This window comes from Bradyrhizobium sp. SZCCHNRI3052 (assembly GCF_032484895.1).
Classification (GTDB): domain Bacteria; phylum Pseudomonadota; class Alphaproteobacteria; order Rhizobiales; family Xanthobacteraceae; genus Bradyrhizobium.
Window position 1 is genome coordinate 73,209 of the sequence record NZ_JAUETW010000003.1, and the last position, 15,414, is coordinate 88,622.

15 protein-coding genes are annotated in these 15,414 nt (G+C 66.1%); 13 read left to right on the forward strand and 2 right to left on the reverse strand.

The features are described from left to right. Positions 1-99 precede the first annotated feature (99 nt). The 3 genes from QW887_RS10815 to QW887_RS10825 all read left to right on the forward strand — a co-directional run bounded on the left by QW887_RS10815 (position 100) and on the right by QW887_RS10825 (position 3,233). Positions 100-1,788 (forward strand): benzoate-CoA ligase family protein, encoded by a 1,689-nt coding sequence (locus QW887_RS10815; RefSeq protein WP_316194523.1) that lies wholly within the window; start codon positions 100-102, stop codon positions 1,786-1,788. Between the two features lie 21 nt (positions 1,789-1,809). Further along, positions 1,810-2,256 carry a RidA family protein gene (locus tag QW887_RS10820; RefSeq protein WP_315715621.1) on the forward strand — a complete coding sequence of 149 codons (447 nt, stop codon included), beginning with the start codon at positions 1,810-1,812 and terminating at the stop codon, positions 2,254-2,256. A gap of 701 nt (positions 2,257-2,957) precedes the next feature. After that, positions 2,958-3,233 carry a hypothetical protein gene (locus QW887_RS10825; protein WP_315715622.1) on the forward strand — a complete coding sequence of 92 codons (276 nt, stop codon included), beginning with the start codon at positions 2,958-2,960 and terminating at the stop codon, positions 3,231-3,233. A gap of 291 nt (positions 3,234-3,524) precedes the next feature. Here the strand turns inward: QW887_RS10825 and QW887_RS10830 are convergent, their stop codons facing one another. Further along, complete coding sequence (locus tag QW887_RS10830; protein WP_316194524.1) at positions 3,525-4,898, reverse strand: vWA domain-containing protein; 1,374 nt, start codon at positions 4,896-4,898, stop codon at positions 3,525-3,527. A 7-nt stretch (positions 4,899-4,905) separates the two neighbouring features. Beyond that, positions 4,906-5,865: a MoxR family ATPase gene (locus tag QW887_RS10835; RefSeq protein ID WP_316194525.1), complete on the reverse strand. Its 960-nt coding sequence runs from the start codon at positions 5,863-5,865 to the stop codon at positions 4,906-4,908. A 276-nt stretch (positions 5,866-6,141) separates the two neighbouring features. Between QW887_RS10835 and QW887_RS10840 the strand changes: the two genes are divergently transcribed. The 10 genes from QW887_RS10840 to QW887_RS10885 all read left to right on the forward strand — a co-directional run bounded on the left by QW887_RS10840 (position 6,142) and on the right by QW887_RS10885 (position 15,398). After that, on the forward strand, positions 6,142-6,555 hold the full coding sequence (locus tag QW887_RS10840; protein ID WP_316194615.1) for a TspO/MBR family protein: 414 nt from the start codon (positions 6,142-6,144) through the stop codon (positions 6,553-6,555). Positions 6,556-6,801: 246 nt separating this feature from the next. Beyond that, positions 6,802-7,701: a LysR substrate-binding domain-containing protein gene (locus QW887_RS10845; protein WP_316191800.1), complete on the forward strand. Its 900-nt coding sequence runs from the start codon at positions 6,802-6,804 to the stop codon at positions 7,699-7,701. Positions 7,702-8,145: 444 nt separating this feature from the next. Then, a complete protein-coding gene (locus QW887_RS10850) occupies positions 8,146-9,522 on the forward strand; it encodes an MFS transporter (protein WP_316194526.1) in 1,377 nt (458 codons plus the stop codon). 48 nt (positions 9,523-9,570) lie between these two features. Next, entirely contained in the window at positions 9,571-10,596 is a 1,026-nt protein-coding gene (locus QW887_RS10855; RefSeq protein ID WP_008971778.1) for an amidohydrolase family protein, read from the forward strand. A gap of 15 nt (positions 10,597-10,611) precedes the next feature. Then, on the forward strand, positions 10,612-11,307 hold the full coding sequence (ligK, locus tag QW887_RS10860; RefSeq protein ID WP_315741189.1) for a 4-carboxy-4-hydroxy-2-oxoadipate aldolase/oxaloacetate decarboxylase: 696 nt from the start codon (positions 10,612-10,614) through the stop codon (positions 11,305-11,307). A gap of 2 nt (positions 11,308-11,309) precedes the next feature. Next, a complete protein-coding gene (locus QW887_RS10865) occupies positions 11,310-12,248 on the forward strand; it encodes an NAD(P)-dependent oxidoreductase (protein ID WP_315715630.1) in 939 nt (312 codons plus the stop codon). An 8-nt stretch (positions 12,249-12,256) separates the two neighbouring features. Then, the gene (locus QW887_RS10870) at positions 12,257-13,171 is read left to right on the forward strand and encodes an amidohydrolase family protein (RefSeq protein WP_316194527.1); all 915 of its coding nucleotides are present in this window, start codon (positions 12,257-12,259) and stop codon (positions 13,169-13,171) included. A gap of 12 nt (positions 13,172-13,183) precedes the next feature. Next, on the forward strand, positions 13,184-13,573 hold the full coding sequence (gene ligA / locus QW887_RS10875) for a protocatechuate 4,5-dioxygenase subunit alpha (RefSeq protein WP_257168873.1): 390 nt from the start codon (positions 13,184-13,186) through the stop codon (positions 13,571-13,573). Beyond that, a complete protein-coding gene (locus tag QW887_RS10880) occupies positions 13,574-14,437 on the forward strand; it encodes a class III extradiol dioxygenase subunit beta (protein ID WP_315715633.1) in 864 nt (287 codons plus the stop codon). Position 14,438: 1 nt separating this feature from the next. After that, entirely contained in the window at positions 14,439-15,398 is a 960-nt protein-coding gene (locus tag QW887_RS10885; RefSeq protein WP_315751989.1) for a Gfo/Idh/MocA family oxidoreductase, read from the forward strand. Positions 15,399-15,414 lie beyond the last annotated feature (16 nt).

The window sequence follows — 15,414 nt, forward strand, 5'->3', positions numbered from 1 at the left end:
CAGTGCACAATCTTCGGCTCTTGCGCCTAGATGTTTTAAGTCTAAAATGTTTAGGACTGAAACGTGCCGGGCGTCCTTCCCTTCAGACAGGAGCGTGTGATGGCCACTGCCGCCAAGGTTCAGCAGCCGGAGAGCGCCAGCGCGCATGCGCATAGCGCCCACGTCGACACCTTCGCCCAGGACAATCTGCCGCCGCGTGAGCTGTGGCCAGACTTCGTCTTCAGCCGGCCCGAATTCCAGTATCCGCCGCGGCTGAACTGCGTGACGCATTTCGTCGATCGCTGGGTCAAGGAGGGGCGGGGCGATGCGCCATGCATCATCAGCGCTGACATCAGCTACACGTATCGCGAGCTGCAGGCACTGGTGAACAGGATCGCCAACGTCCTGGTCGGCAAGCTCGGTCTCGTGCCCGGCGGCCGCGTGCTGCTCCGCTCCGCAAACAATCCGATGATGGTTGCCACCTATCTGGCCGTCATCAAGGCCGGCGGCATCGTGGTCGCCACCATGCCGCTGCTGCGCGCCAAGGAGCTGTCCTATCCGATCCAGAAGGCGCAGATCGCGCTGGCCTTGTGCGACGGCAAGCTGGCCGACGAGATGGAAAAGACCCGCCCGATCGCGCCGGCGCTGAAGCAGGTGGTCTATTGGGGCAACGGCCAGCCCAACGCGCTGGAGGCGCTGATCGCCGATGCCAGCCCGGAGTTCACCGCGGTCGATACCGCCTCCGACGATCTCTGCCTGATCGCATTCACCTCCGGCACGACCGGCGATCCCAAGGGCACCATGCATTTCCACCGCGACATGCTCGCGGTGTGCGACGGCTACGCCCGCAACGTGCTGCGCGCCAGCCAGAGCGACCGCTTCATCGGCACCGCACCGCTCGCCTTTACCTTCGGTTTCGGCGGCGTGCTGTTTCCGATGCACATCGGGGCATCCTACGTCGTGCTGGAAAAGACCTCGCCGGACGATCTGCTCGCGGCCATCGAGCGCTACAAGGCCACCATCTGCTTCACGGCGCCGACCGCCTATCGGGCGATGCTGAGCAAGCTCGAGGGGCGCGACATCTCCTCGCTGCGCAAATGCGTCTCCGCCGGTGAGACCCTGCCGAAGCCGACCTTCGACGCCTGGCTGAAGGCGACCGGGCTGAAGCTGATGGACGGCATCGGCTCGACCGAGATGCTGCATATCTTCATCAGTGCCGTCGAGGACGAGATCCGTCCCGGCGCCACCGGCAAGCCGGTGCCGGGCTACGAGGCCAAGATCGTCGACGACGAGGGCCGCGACGTGCCGCCGGGCACGATGGGGCGGCTCGCGGTGCGGGGTCCCACCGGCTGCCGCTATCTCGCCGACGAGCGTCAGCGCAAATACGTCCAGAACGGCTGGAATGTCACCGGCGACACCTATGTGATGGATGAGGACGGCTATTTCTGGTATCAGTCGCGCTCTGACGACATGATCGTCTCGTCGGGCTACAACATCGCCGGCACCGACGTCGAGGCGGCGCTGTTGACGCATGCGGCGGTCGCCGAATGCGGCGTCGTCGGCGCTCCCGACGACGCGCGCGGAATGGTCGTGAAGGCGTATGTCGTGCTGGCGCCGGGGGCGGAAGGCACGCCGGCGCTGGTGGCCGAGCTGCAGGAGCATGTCAAGCGCGAGATCGCGCCGTACAAATATCCGCGCGCGATCGAGTTCGTGACGCAACTGCCCAAGACCGAGACCGGCAAGCTGAAGCGGTTCGCCCTGCGGCAGATCGCGCAGGCTGCCGCGCGGTCGCCCGGCGCGGCCTCGTAGGAGAGACAAGGAGAGACGTTCGTGAGCACGACCAAGGCGCCCACGCTGGCCGTGGTGAAGCAGGATGAGGCCGAGGGCATGCGCGTGCTGCAGCCGAGCGGCTGGCCGATGCCAAAGGGCTACGCCAACGGCATCAGCGCCGAGGGGCGCATCGTCGTCACCGGCGGCGTGATCGGCTGGGACGCGAGCGAGACGCTCGCCGATGGCTTTGTGACGCAGGTCCGGCAGGCGCTGGAAAACATCGCCGCGATCCTGGCTGAAGGCAATGCGCGTCCGGAGCACCTGGTGCGGCTGACCTGGTACGTCGTCGACATGGATGAGTATCTCGGCAATTTGAGGGAGCTTGGGAAGATCTATCGCGAGATCTTTGGCAGTCATTATCCCGCGATGGCCCTGGTGCAGGTCGTCAGGCTGGTCGAGAAGGCCGCGCGGGTGGAGATCGAGGCGACTGCGGTGGTGCCGCGCTGAGGGCGCGTGCTGCCGGCAGGGGCTGGTCTTTGACCGGTCGAATTTGGAACGTGACATCGCGTTCTCGCGGCTGGTCGGCCCGAGCTTTGCTGGTCGATCACCCCCGGCGAAAATCGAGGGCGCAGGGAAGGCCGGGTGTCCACCACACCCGCGGCCCCCGTGCGACAGAAAATGCACGGGGCAGGAACCACAGGTGGGCCGAACATGCCGGCCTTCCCTGCGCGATGTTTGACGGCTTATACGTGGTCTCCCTGGTGCGCCGGGCTTGTTGGCCACCATGATCCGCGCGATGCACTGAGCATCGTCGCGAACGTGATACCAGCGTCGGGGTATCAGGACATCACGACTTCACCGTACGCCACGACATCACTCGTCCGCGCAACAAGCGCATGATGCAACGGCGTCCATCGCGGCCTGCCCCACGTATCGTGACGACGCGTACGCCCCTCTTCGCCTGGGCAGGTTGGGCGCAAGCATCGTCGTGATTTGCCCGACGGCACAAGGCCAGCGCGCTGCGACATGGTAACGCGACGGGCAGTCACACAGGACATCACGGTTCGCAGGCATGTCGCTTCGTTAGTGGAACAATTGTGGTCGTCTGATGATCCTGCCGCCGAATGAACGACTTGGGATCGCCATGTCGCAGACATCAACCTGTTCGAACGTGACGGCGCAGTGGCGGGTGAGAGCAGGGGGCGGACTTGGACTGGAAACTCTTCGTGACGACGGCGCTGGCCGCCGGCATCGGCGCTGCGGCCGGCGCGCTGGCATTGGCGACGGCCGGGGGCGGCGGCATCGAGCATCAGGCCGACGCCAAGATGCTGGAGATCGGCGTCGCCATCCTGCGCGAGCCGGCGCGGGTGGATGACGATCCGATGCGGTCATGGGCCGTGCGGGTGGTCGAGAAGAAGTCGGGTGTGACTTTTACAGATCAGCAGCGTGCGGCGTTGCTGAAGCGTGCCGCGGGGGGACGGTAGCTCCGCTCCCGGTGCGTAGGGTGGGCAAAGGCGCGATTGTTTTCTGGCACTGTCTGATCGCGCCGTGCCCGCCGTTGTTCGCGGATGGTCCGCCGGTGGGCACGCGATCGTGCGGCTTACTCCGCGCGACGGCTTTGTCCACCCTACGAACTTATGGCGTCATTGCGAGGAGCGCAGCGACGAAGCAATCCAGAGTCGCGCACTCGGCCCTGGATTGCTTCCGCCTTCGCCCGAGAGGGCTTCGGCGGACACGTCGCTGCGCTCGCAATGACGCGTGGGGAGATCGGAGTGCTACTGATACGCCGAGACGATGTCGCTCACAGCGCGTTCCAATTGCTGAGCTGTCGCGCAGGGGCGGACGACGTTGCAGAAGGTCTGGTAGCGCGGCATCTCTGAATCGCCCCAGCCCCAGGTCATGCGGCCCTCTGGATTGAGCCAGACCACGCGCTTGGCGCGTTCGGAGATGGCTTTGAGGATATCGGCGCGCGGGTCGAGCTTGTTGCTGCGGGCGTCGCCGAGCACGATCACGGTCGTCTGCGGCGTCACCGAGGCCATGAACTGCTTCTCGAAATCCACCAGCGACGAGCCGTAGTCGGACGAGCCGAAGCCGACCTTGTGCATGATCTCGGCCATGGCCTCCTCGGCCGGCTTCTGCTCAAGGATCTCGCTGACCTCGATCAGGTGGCCGGAGAACGCGAACGAGCGAACATCGCTGACGACGTCGTGCAGGCTGTGGATCAGCAGCAGGAAGAAATCCGAGACGCGGGCGACGGAGCCCGAGACGTCGCACAGCGCGACGATCTTCGGGCGGTCGCGGTGCCGGCGCTTCCACGCGGTGAGGAAGGGCACGCTGCCCCAGGCCGCGTTGCGGCGGAGCGTGCGGCGGACGTCGAGATGGCCGCGGCGCTGGCGCTTGCGCGGCTTCGCATAGCGCTCGCGCAGGCGGCGCGCGATCTGCCGGATCAGCGCCCGCATCTCCGCGACCTGGCGCGGCTCGATCCGCGACAGCTGCGCGTTGCGCAGGATCTCGTGGCGCAGGTTCTCGGTCTCCTCGCGGCCGTACAGCGCGAGCGCCTGCGCGACCGCATCGCGCACGGTGTCGCGCAGGCCGTCGAGCCCGGCCTGCAGCCGCTCCGCCAACGCCGGATTGGTCTCGGTGAGCCTATCGAGATCGTCGCGCAGCCGCTGGATCCCCATCGTCTCCAGCATGCGGCTGGAGAACAGGCCGCGCTGGGTGAAGTAGCGGATCTCCGACAGCCCGACGGCGCTGGACGCGTTGGCGATCGCGGCCGAGATGTCAGCCGTGTTCTGCGCCAGCAGCATCTGGGCAAGAGCGCCGAGCTCCGCGTCCGCCTCACCGCCGATCGGCTCTCCGGATGGCGGGGCCGACTGGGCCTCATTCGACGCCGCGTCCTGCTGCGTCTCGTCATTCGCCTCGGCCTGCGCCGGATCGACATGGGCGAAGAACAGGTCGAAGCAGGCGCCGAGCGCCTTCTTCTCGTCCTCGCTCTTGGCGAGCGTCAGCAGCAGGCTGTCGCGCAGCACCGTGCGATCGGCGAGACCGACGCTCGCCACAGCGCGCATCGCGTCGATGCTCTCGGCCGGCGACACGTGCACGCCGGCGCCGCGCGCCGCCCGAAAGAACCGATGCAGGTTCTCCTGCATGAGAGCCTCACCCGAAGATGTTCTGGCGCTGCGCCTTGGCGACGAAGGTCGTCACCTGCGGCAGCGCCACCTCGATGTCGGACTCGTATTTCAAGAGAACGTTGAGCGTATCCTTCACCACGTCATGGCCGAGCTCGGCCGCCTGCAGCAGCACCAGCACGCGCGCCCAGTCGATGGTCTCGCTGACCGACGGCTGCTTCTTCAGGTCGAGCGTTCTGACGTCGTGGATGAAGGCCACGAGCTGCCGGCGCAGATTCTGCGAGATGCCGGGCACGCGGCTCTCGACGATGCGCTCTTCCAGCCGCTGCTCGGGGAAGCCGATGTGCAGATGCAGGCAGCGCCGCTTCAGGGCGTCGCCGAGATTGCGCTCGGAGTTGGAGGTCAGGATCACGGTCGGCGGCTTGGCGGCGGCGATGCTGCCGAGCTCGGGGATCGTGACCTGGAAGTCCGAAAGGATCTCCAGCAGCAGCGACTCGAACTCGGCGTCGGACTTGTCGATCTCGTCGATCAGCAGCACGCAGCCCTCGGGCTCGAGCAGCGCCTGCAGCAGCGGCCGCGGCTCGACGAACTCCTTGGAGAAGAACACGTCGCCGAAATCGTGCAGCTGGCCGAGCGCCGCATGCAAGGTCTGAGCGCCGCCGAGCACCTCGCCGAGCTTGTCCTTCAGGATCTGGGTGTAGAGCAGCTGCTTGGCGTATTTCCACTCGTAGAGCGCCTTGGCCTCGTCGAGCCCCTCATAACATTGCAGCCGGATCATCTTGAGGCCGCGCCAGGCGGCGATCGCCTTGGCAAGCTCGGTCTTGCCGACGCCGGCTGGGCCCTCGACCAGGATCGGCTTGTCGATCGCCTGCGACAGGTAGACGGCGGTGGCGATCTGGCGGCTGGCGATATAGCCCTGGGCGGCGAGGCCGGCTTCGACGGCCGCGATCGAGACGATGGCTGAAGAGGGGGCCGGGGAATCAGCCACTGACGAAACTCCGTTTCCTGGTATCAGGACCCGGCGCAGATGTGATCGGCGTTCCGGTCCCTGGACGTTGGTGGTCAGGCGAAAACCCTGACTTTTCCTCGCATTGTGTTATGTCCTGGCTACGCGTCCCGGGCAGCCCTGTCCAGTGCGCGCGTGGGTGCCTCGGCCGCATGGCTGCCGGTCGCCAGCGGACCGGACCGAGAACCTCCTCCTGCAAATCACGCCGAGCGGAATATGAACCGATCCATCCTGCATCTCCTCGTCCTGCTGGTTCTCGTGGTCGGAGGCGGCTGGATCATCGGCGCCTCCAACATGCCCGGCGCCTGGTACGGCTCGCTCAACAAGCCCTGGTTCACCCCGCCGGGCTGGCTGTTTCCGGTCGCCTGGACCGTGCTCTACATCATGATCGCGGTCGCCGGCTGGCGCACCTATGAGCGGGTCGAAAGCGGTGCGGTGATGCAGGTGTGGTGGGGACAGCTGGTGCTGAACTTCGCCTGGTCGCCGGTGTTCTTCACCGCGCATCTGATGTGGGTCGCGTTCGCGATCATCGCCAGCATGTTCGTGCTGATCGTGACCTTCATCGTGATGCAATGGCGCGAGGACCGGATCGCGGCGCTGCTGTTCGTGCCCTATGCCTGTTGGGTCGCGTTCGCGTCGGCGCTGAATTTCTCGGTGAACGTGCTGAATTGAGATGAGGCGGCTGATGGGGCGACGCTGTCAACAATCGGGTGTGCTGCCGCCGCATCCTCCGCTGTGGTCCCTGCGAACGCAGGGACCCATACCGCGGACGGCCGATTGTCGGAAAAGACTCCGAGTTGCCTTTCGTGCTCAACAATCAGGGCCGGTGGTTATGGGTCCCTGCGTTCGCAGGGACGACAGTCGGGGGTGGGGCGGGCAGCGCGGCAGACTGACGCTTGATGGTCGAGGCGTTCACCCATGAACCTCAAGCAGCTCGAATATTTCGTGCAGGTCGCCGAGCTCGGCTCGTTCAGCAAGGCCGCGTCCGTGCTCGACGTGGCGCAGCCGGCGCTGTCGCGGCAGGTGCGGGCGCTGGAATCGGAGTTGAAGCAGCAGCTGTTCGCGCGCAACGGGCGGGGCGTGGCGCTGACCGAGGCCGGCAAGCGGCTGCTCGACCACAGCGTCGGCGTGCTGCAGCTGGTGGCGCATGCGCGCGAAGATCTCGGCGCCAGCCGAGATGCGCCGGTCGGCCGCGTCACCATCGGCCTGCCACCGAGCATCGCGCGGCAATTGACGCTGCCGCTGATCGATCGCTTCCGCAAGGAGTATCCGGCGGCGCGACTGGCCGTCGTCGAGGGCCTGTCGACGCATGTGGTGGAGTGGGTCACCACCGGACGCATCGACGTCGGCATGGTCTACAATCCGGAAGCCCAGCCCGGCATCGAGATCACGCCGGTGCTGCAGGAGCCGTTGGCGCTGGTGAGCCACGCGCCCAAGGGCAAGCGCCGCGTCACCGCGCCGCTGCCGATGGCCGAGCTGTCGCGCTACCAGCTGATCATGCCGGAGCGGGTGCACGCGATGCGGCGCCTGCTGGAGACGCAAGCGGCGCTCGCCGGGATCAAGCTCGACATCGCCTGGGAGGTGTCGAGCGTGCCCTCGATCATCGATCTCGTCTGCGCCGGCTACGGCCACGCCGTGCTGACCCCGAGTGGCGTCGCCGCCTCGGGCCGCGCCAGCGAGCTCGCCATCCGCCCACTGACCGAGCCCGCCCCGACCAGCGTGCTGTGCTTCGTCACCTCGGCGCACAAGCGCCCGACGCCGCTGGCGCAGCAGACCATCAAGCTGGCGACCGCGCTGATCCGGAAGCTGCCGCGGTGAATCGCGGGTGATCTCGGCTCGGGCAGTGCCACCCTCCCCTGGAGGGGGAGGGTCGCTCGCGCGCGAAGCGGGCGAGCGGGGTGGGGTGATCTCTCCCCGCGCGCCGGTGCCAGAGGAGAGATCACCCCACCCCGGCTCACGGCTCGCTTCGCTCCCCGTGAGCCGACCCTCCCCCTCCAGGGGAGGGTGGAGCCCGCGGTGTCTGAGCCGTGCGAAAGCCAACAGCGGAGTTGTTCAGACCCATTCTAAAATCAGCATGGCTCCTCTGATATCTTATGCCGTTTCGGAATAGCTGATAGAAGCCTCCGGGCGCTGGCGCGGGCCGGCGCGCTCGGTCACATACCCGGTCAAGCCTCCGAAGCGCAGGGCCGATCCCGTCAGGGGACGCGCGCCTGCGGACGTCGGTCAAGGCGCAAGAACAGCACCCCAAGGAAAGCAGAAGCGATGCCAACGACCGCCCGCGTCGACGTCCAGGCCTTTCTCGACGACCACAAGTTCTCCGGCTTCCAGTGGCTGATCTTCGCGCTCGGCTTCGTCATCGTGCTGCTCGACGGCTTCGACACCGCGGCGATCGGCTTCATCGCGCCGTCGCTCCTGAAGGAGTGGGGCATCGAGAAATCGGCGCTGGGACCGGTGCTGAGCGCGGCGCTGTTCGGTCTTGCCGGCGGGGCGCTGTTCGCGGGGCCGATCGCCGATCGTCTCGGCCGCAAGCTGGTGCTGGTCGGCTCCGTGCTGATCTTCGGCATCGCCTGTCTGGCCTCGGCGTTCGCGAGCAACCTCACCGAGCTTACCGTGCTCCGCTGCGTCACCGGCATCGGCCTCGGTGCCGCCATGCCGAATGCCGTGACCCTGCTCAGCGAGTACTGTCCGGGCCGGCTGCGCGCGACCATGACCAACCTGATGTTCTGCGGCTTTCCGCTCGGCGCGGCCTGCGGCGGCTTCCTCGCGGCGTGGATGATCCCGCAATGGGGCTGGCGCAGCGTGCTGGTGCTCGGCGGCGTCACGCCGCTGGTGTTGACCGTGCTGCTGATCGCGATCCTGCCGGAGTCGGTGCACTACCTGCTGTCGCGCGGCGCGAGCGTCGAGCGCGTCCGCAAGGTGATGCGCCGGATATCGGCTGCAGCCTCCGATGTCGCCCAGTTCGTGATGCTGGAGCCGGAGCACGCCGAGACCACCCGGCGCGTCAACGCCACCGGCATCGGCATGGTGCTGTCGCCGGTGCTGCGCGTCGGCTCGGTGATGCTGTGGGTCACCTATTTCATGGGGCTCGTGATCTTCTACTCGCTGATCAACTGGATGCCGGTCCTGTTCAAGGATGTCGGGCTCAACCCGCAGACCGCGACCCTGATCTCGGCGCTGTTCCCGCTCGGCGGCGTCGGCGCGGTGTTCTTTGGCCTGCTGATGGACCGCTTCAACGCCAACCGCATCGTCGCGGTCGGCTACGCCCTGACCGCGGTGACGATCTTCCTGATCGGGCAGGCGGTCGGCAACATGGGCTTCCTGGTGGTGATCGTGTTCGCCGCCGGCGTCGTCATGAACACGGCGCAGTCGTCGCTGCCGGCGCTGGCCGCCTCCTTCTATCCGACCCAGGGCCGGGCCACCGGCGTGGCCTGGATGATGGGCATCGGCCGCTTCGGTGGCATCGCCGGCTCATTCCTGGTCGCCGAGCTGACCGCGCGCCACCTGACCTTCAGCGAGATTTTCACCGTGATCGCGGTTCCCGGCTTGATCGCGGCGCTCGCCCTTGTGGTAAAGCAGGTCGTGGGACCGGGAGGCCGCGGCAGCGGCGAGGATGTCGGCTCCGCCGTGGTGGCGCATTGAGCGGCGCGCGCCACCGCAAGACACAGAAGCTTTGAGGGAGAGACTGACGTGATCATCGACGTGCACGGCCATTACACGACGGCCCCGAAGGCGCTGGAAGAGTGGCGCAACCGGCAGATCGCGGGCATCAAGGATCCGTCCGTCATGCCGAAGGCGTCGGAGCTGAAAATCAGCGACGACGAGCTGCGCGAGAGCATCGAGAGCAACCAGCTCAAGAAGATGAAGGAGCGCGGCAGCGACCTCACCGTGTTCTCGCCGCGCGCGAGCTTCATGGCGCACCACATCGGCGACTTCCAGGTGTCCTCGACCTGGGCCGCGATCTGCAACGAGCTGTGCTACCGCGTCAGCAAGCTGTTCCCGGACAATTTCATCGGCGTCGCGATGCTGCCGCAGTCGCCGGGCGTCGACCCCAAGACCTGCATTCCCGAACTGGAGAAGTGCATCAAGGAGTACGGCTTCGTCGGCATCAACCTCAACCCGGATCCGTCCGGCGGACACTGGACCTCGCCGCCGCTGTCGGACCGGCACTGGTATCCGATCTACGAGAAGATGGTCGAGCTCGACATCCCCGCGATGATCCACGTCTCCACCAGCTGCAACGCCTGCTTCCACACGACGGGCGCGCACTACCTCAACGCCGACACCACGGCGTTCATGCAGTGCCTGACGTCGGACCTGTTCAAGGACTTCCCGACGTTGAAGTTCCTGATCCCGCATGGCGGCGGCGCGGTGCCGTATCACTGGGGCAGGTTCCGCGGCCTCGCCCAGGAACTGAAGAAGCCGCTGTTGAAGGATCATCTGCTCAACAACATCTTCTTCGACACCTGCGTCTATCACCAGCCGGGCATCGACCTGCTGACCGGCGTGATCCCGATCGACAATATCCTGTTCGCGTCGGAAATGATCGGCGCCGTCCGTGGCATCGACCCGGAGACCGGCTTCTACTACGACGACACCAAGCGCTATATCGAGGCCGCCAAGCTGACCCCCGAGCAGCGCCACCAGATCTACGAAGGCAACGCCCGGCGCGTGTTCCCGCGTCTCGACGCCGCGTTGAAGGCCAAGGGCAAGTGAACTAGGACCAGCGAGATGAGCACCCCCATGAACAATCTCGGCATCGTCAAGAAGAGCATCACCCGTGCCGACAAGGCGGCGGTGGAGAAGCTGTCGAAGTTCGGCGTCGCCACCATCCACGAGGCGATGGGCCGCGTCGGCCTGATGCAGTGCTACATGCGTCCGATCTATCCGACGGCGAAGATGTGCGGCACGGCCGTCACCGTGCTGCTGCAGCCCGGCGACAACTGGATGCTGCATGTTGCGGCCGAGCAGATCCAGCCCGGCGACGTCGTCGTCGCCGCCTGCACGGTGGAGAACACCGACGGCTTCTTCGGCGATTTGCTGGCGACCAGCTTCCGCGCCCGCGGCGCCCAGGGCCTCGTGATCGACGGCGGCGTGCGCGACGTTGCTGATCTGACTGAGATGCAGTTCCCGGTGTTCTCGCGCGCCATCTCGGCTCGCGGCACCGTCAAGGCCACGCTCGGCTCGGTCAACATCCCGATCGTCTGCGCCGGAGCTGCCGTCAATCCGGGTGACGTGATCGTCGCCGATGTCGACGGCATCGTCGTGGTGCCGGCCGCGGTCGCCCACCAGGCAGCCGACGCCGCTGCTGCGCGCGAGGCCAACGAGGCCGACAAGCGCGAGAAGCTCGCGTCCGGCGTGCTCGGCCTCGACATGTACAAGATGCGCGAGCCGCTGGCGAAGGCCGGGCTCAAATACATCGATTGAGCATGACCGCGGCGTCCAACCCAAATCCTTCGAACCGATGGCATGTCGGGCTGATCGGCTACGGCGAGGTCGGCAAGATCCTCGCCGAGGATCTGCGCAAGGACGGCGTGCGCGTCTCGGCCTATGACGTCAAGCTGGCCGACTCGCGCGGCGACGCGATGCGTGACCACGCCGACAGCATCGGCGTGACGCTGGCCGCATCGCATGCGGAGCTGGCGGCGGAGGCCGACTTCATCGTCTCCGCGGTGACCGCCAGCCAGGACGTGGCCGTCGCCGAGGCCTGCGCTGCAGCCATCAAGCCTGGCGCGTGGTTCCTCGACTTCAACTCGGCCTCGCCCGGCGCCAAGCAGCGCGCCGCCGCGCTGATCGACGGCGCCGGCGGCCGCTATGTCGAGGGCGCGGTCATGACCTCGGTGCCGCCGTATCGCATCAAGGTGCCGCTGCTGCTCGGCGGCGCCGGCGCGCGCGAGTTGGCGCCGCTGCTCAACGATCTTGGCTTCGCCGCCAAGCCCGCCAGCGACAAGCTCGGCGTCGCCTCGGCGACCAAGATGTGCCGCAGCATCATGATCAAGGGCCTCGAGGCGATGGTGATCGAGAGCTTCACCACCGCGCGCGCCTATGGCGTCGAGGACGCGGTGCTGGCTTCGCTGCAGGAGACGTTCCCCGGCATCGACTGGGAGAAGCAGGGCGCCTATTTCTTTCAGCGCGTGATCGAGCATGGCCGCCGCCGCGCCGAGGAGGTGAGGGAGGTTGCCGAGACCGTGCGCGACATCGGGCTGACGCCGTGGTCGGCGGAAGGCACCGCCGAGCGCCAGGCCTGGGTCGCCGATCTCGCCGATGGCGGCCTGTTCGGCACCCGCGGCACCAAGGAATTCGCGCGCAGCCCGGACTGGCGCACCGAGGCCGATCGCATTCTCAACAAGATCAAGTCCAAGGAGTAGGGAACCTCATGGAGTTCCAGAAGACCCCGGGATGGCTCGACTGGTATGACGGCCCGTCGAAGCCGCGCTTCAAGGTGCCGGCCGGCAGTGTCGACGCGCATTGTCACGTGTTCGGCCCCGGCGCCGAATTCCCCTATGCGCCCGAGCGCAAGTACACCCCCTGCGACGCCTCCAAGCAGCAGCTCTATGCGCTGCGCGACCATCTCGGCTTCGCGCGCAACGTCGTGGTGCAGGCAACCTGCCACGGCGCCGACAACCGCGCCATGGTCAATGCGCTGGTGCATTCCAACGGCAGGGCTCGCGGCGTCGCCACCGTCAAGCGCAGCGTCACCGACGAGGAACTGAAGGCGATGCACGACGCCGGCGTGCGCGGCGTCCGCTTCAATTTCGTCAAGCGCCTGGTTGACTTCACGCCCAAGGACGAGCTGATCGAGATCGCCAACCGCATCAGCAAGCTCGGCTGGCATGTCGTGATCTATTTCGAAGCCGTCGACCTGCCGGAGCTATGGGACTTCTTCACCTCGCTGCCGACCACGGTCGTCGTCGACCACATGGGCCGTCCTGATGTGACCAAGCCGGTCGATGGTCCGGAGTTCGAGCTGTTCGTGAAGTTCATGCGCGAGCACGGCAACGTCTGGTCCAAGGTGAGCTGCCCGGAGCGTCTCTCGGTCAAAGGACCGCCGGCGCTGAACGGCGAGCAGAGCGCCTATCGCGACGTGGTGCCGTTCGCCCGACGCATCGTCGAGACCTTCCCGGATCGCGTGCTGTGGGGCACCGACTGGCCGCATCCGAACCTGAAGGACCACATGCCGGACGACGGCCTGCTGGTCGACTTCATTCCGCATATCGCCGTCACCGCGGAGCTGCAGCACAAGCTCCTGGTCGACAATCCGATGCGGCTGTACTGGCCCGACGAATCCTGAAGGAGGGAAGCGATGTCGCTCGACAAACCCTATACCGACGTTCCCGGCACGACCATCTTCGACGCGGACATGTCGCGGATGGGCTATCACCTCAACCAGTTCTGCATGTCGCTGATGAAGGCGGAGAACCGCGCCCGCTTCAAGGCCAATGAGCGCGCCTATCTCGACGAATGGCCGATGAGCGAGGAGCAGAAGCAGGCGGTGCTCGACCGCGACCTCAACCGCTGCATTGCGCTCGGCGGCAACATCTACTTTCTCGCCAAGATCGGCGCGACTGACGGCAAGAGCTTTCAGCAGATGGCCGGCAGCATGACCGGCATGACCGAAGACCAGTACCGCGAGATGATGATCAAGGGCGGCCGCTCGGTCGAGGGCAACCGCTACACCGGGGAGAAGAAGTAAATGGCCCATATCTCCGCAAGCGTCTTCACCTCGCACGTCCCGGCGATCGGCGCAGCCCTCGACCTCGGCAAGACCGGCGAGGATTATTGGAAGCCGGTCTTCGCCGGCTACGACTTCGCCAAGCAGTGGGAGAAGGAGCAGAAGCCGGACGTCGTATTCCTGGTCTTCAACGACCATGCGACCGCCTTCAGCCTGGACATGATTCCCACGTTCGCGATCGGCACCGCGGCTGAATATCAGCCGGCCGACGAGGGCTGGGGCCCGCGCCCGGTCCCCAAGGTGATCGGGCATCCGAAGCTCGCCGCGCACATTGCGCAGTCGGTGATCCAGGACGATTTCGACCTCACCATCGTCAACAAGATGGACGTCGATCACGGCCTCACCGTGCCGCTCAGCCTGATCTTCGGCCAGGTCGATGCCTGGCCGTGCCCGGTGATCCCGTTCGCCGTCAACGTCGTGCAATATCCGGTGCCGTCCGGCCGCCGCTGCTTCATGCTCGGCAAGGCGATCCGCAAGGCGATCGAGAGCTATGACGAGCCGCTCAACGTGCAGATCTGGGGCACCGGCGGCATGAGCCACCAGCTGCAGGGGCCGCGCGCCGGCCTGATCAATCGCGAATGGGACAACATGTTCCTGGACAAGCTGATCAACGATCCGGAAGGCCTGTCCAAGGTGCCGCATATCGAGTACGTCCGCGAGGCCGGCAGCGAGGGCATCGAGCTCGTGATGTGGCTGATCGCGCGCGGCGCCATGAGCGACGTCAACGAGACCAAGAAGGGCAACGCGCCGACCGTGCGTCACCGCTTCTATCATGTGCCGGCGAGCAACACGGCCGTCGGCCATCTGATCCTGGAGAACAACTGATATGGCCAAGACCATCAAGGTCGCGCTCGCCGGCGCCGGCGCCTTCGGCATCAAGCATCTCGACGGCATCAAGAACATCGACGGGGTCGAGGTGGTGTCGCTGGTCGGCCGCCGCTTCGACCAGACCAAGGAAGTCGCCGACAAATACGGTATCAAGCACGTCTCGACCGAGCTCGCCGACAGCCTCAAGCTGCCGGAGGTCGATGCCGTCATCCTCTGCACGCCGACCCAGATGCATGCGGCGCAGGCGATCGACTGCCTCAAGGCCGGCAAGCATGTCCAGGTCGAGATTCCGCTCGCCGACTCGCTGAAGGACGCGCAGCAGGTGGTGGAGCTGCAGAAGGAGACCAAGCTGGTCGCGATGTGCGGCCACACCCGCCGCTTCAATCCCAGCCACCAGTTCGTGCACAAGAAGATCAAGGCCGGCGAATTCCACATCCAGCAGATGGATGTGCAGACCTACTTCTTCCGCCGCACCAACATGAACGCGCTGGGCCAGCCACGCAGCTGGACCGACCATCTGCTGTGGCACCACGCCGCCCACACCGTCGACCTGTTCGCCTATCAGGCGGGCTCGCCGATCGTGAAGGCCAATGCGATCCAGGGTCCGATCCACCCGACCCTGGGCATCGCCATGGACATGTCGATCCAGCTCAAGGCCGCCAATGGCGCGATCTGCACGCTGTCGCTGTCGTTCAACAATGACGGCCCGCTCGGCACCTTCTTCCGCTACATCGGCGACACCGGCACCTACATTGCCCGCTACGACGATCTGGTGAACGGCAAGGAAGAGAAGATCGACGTCTCCAAGGTCGACGTCTCCATGAACGGGATCGAGCTGCAGGACCGCGAGTTCTTCGCCGCGATCCGCGAGGGCCGCGAGCCCAACGCCTCCGTGGCCCAGGTGCTGCCCTGCTACCAGGTGCTGCACGATCTCGACGTGCAGCTCGCCAAGGGCTGATACTTCTTCCCTCCTT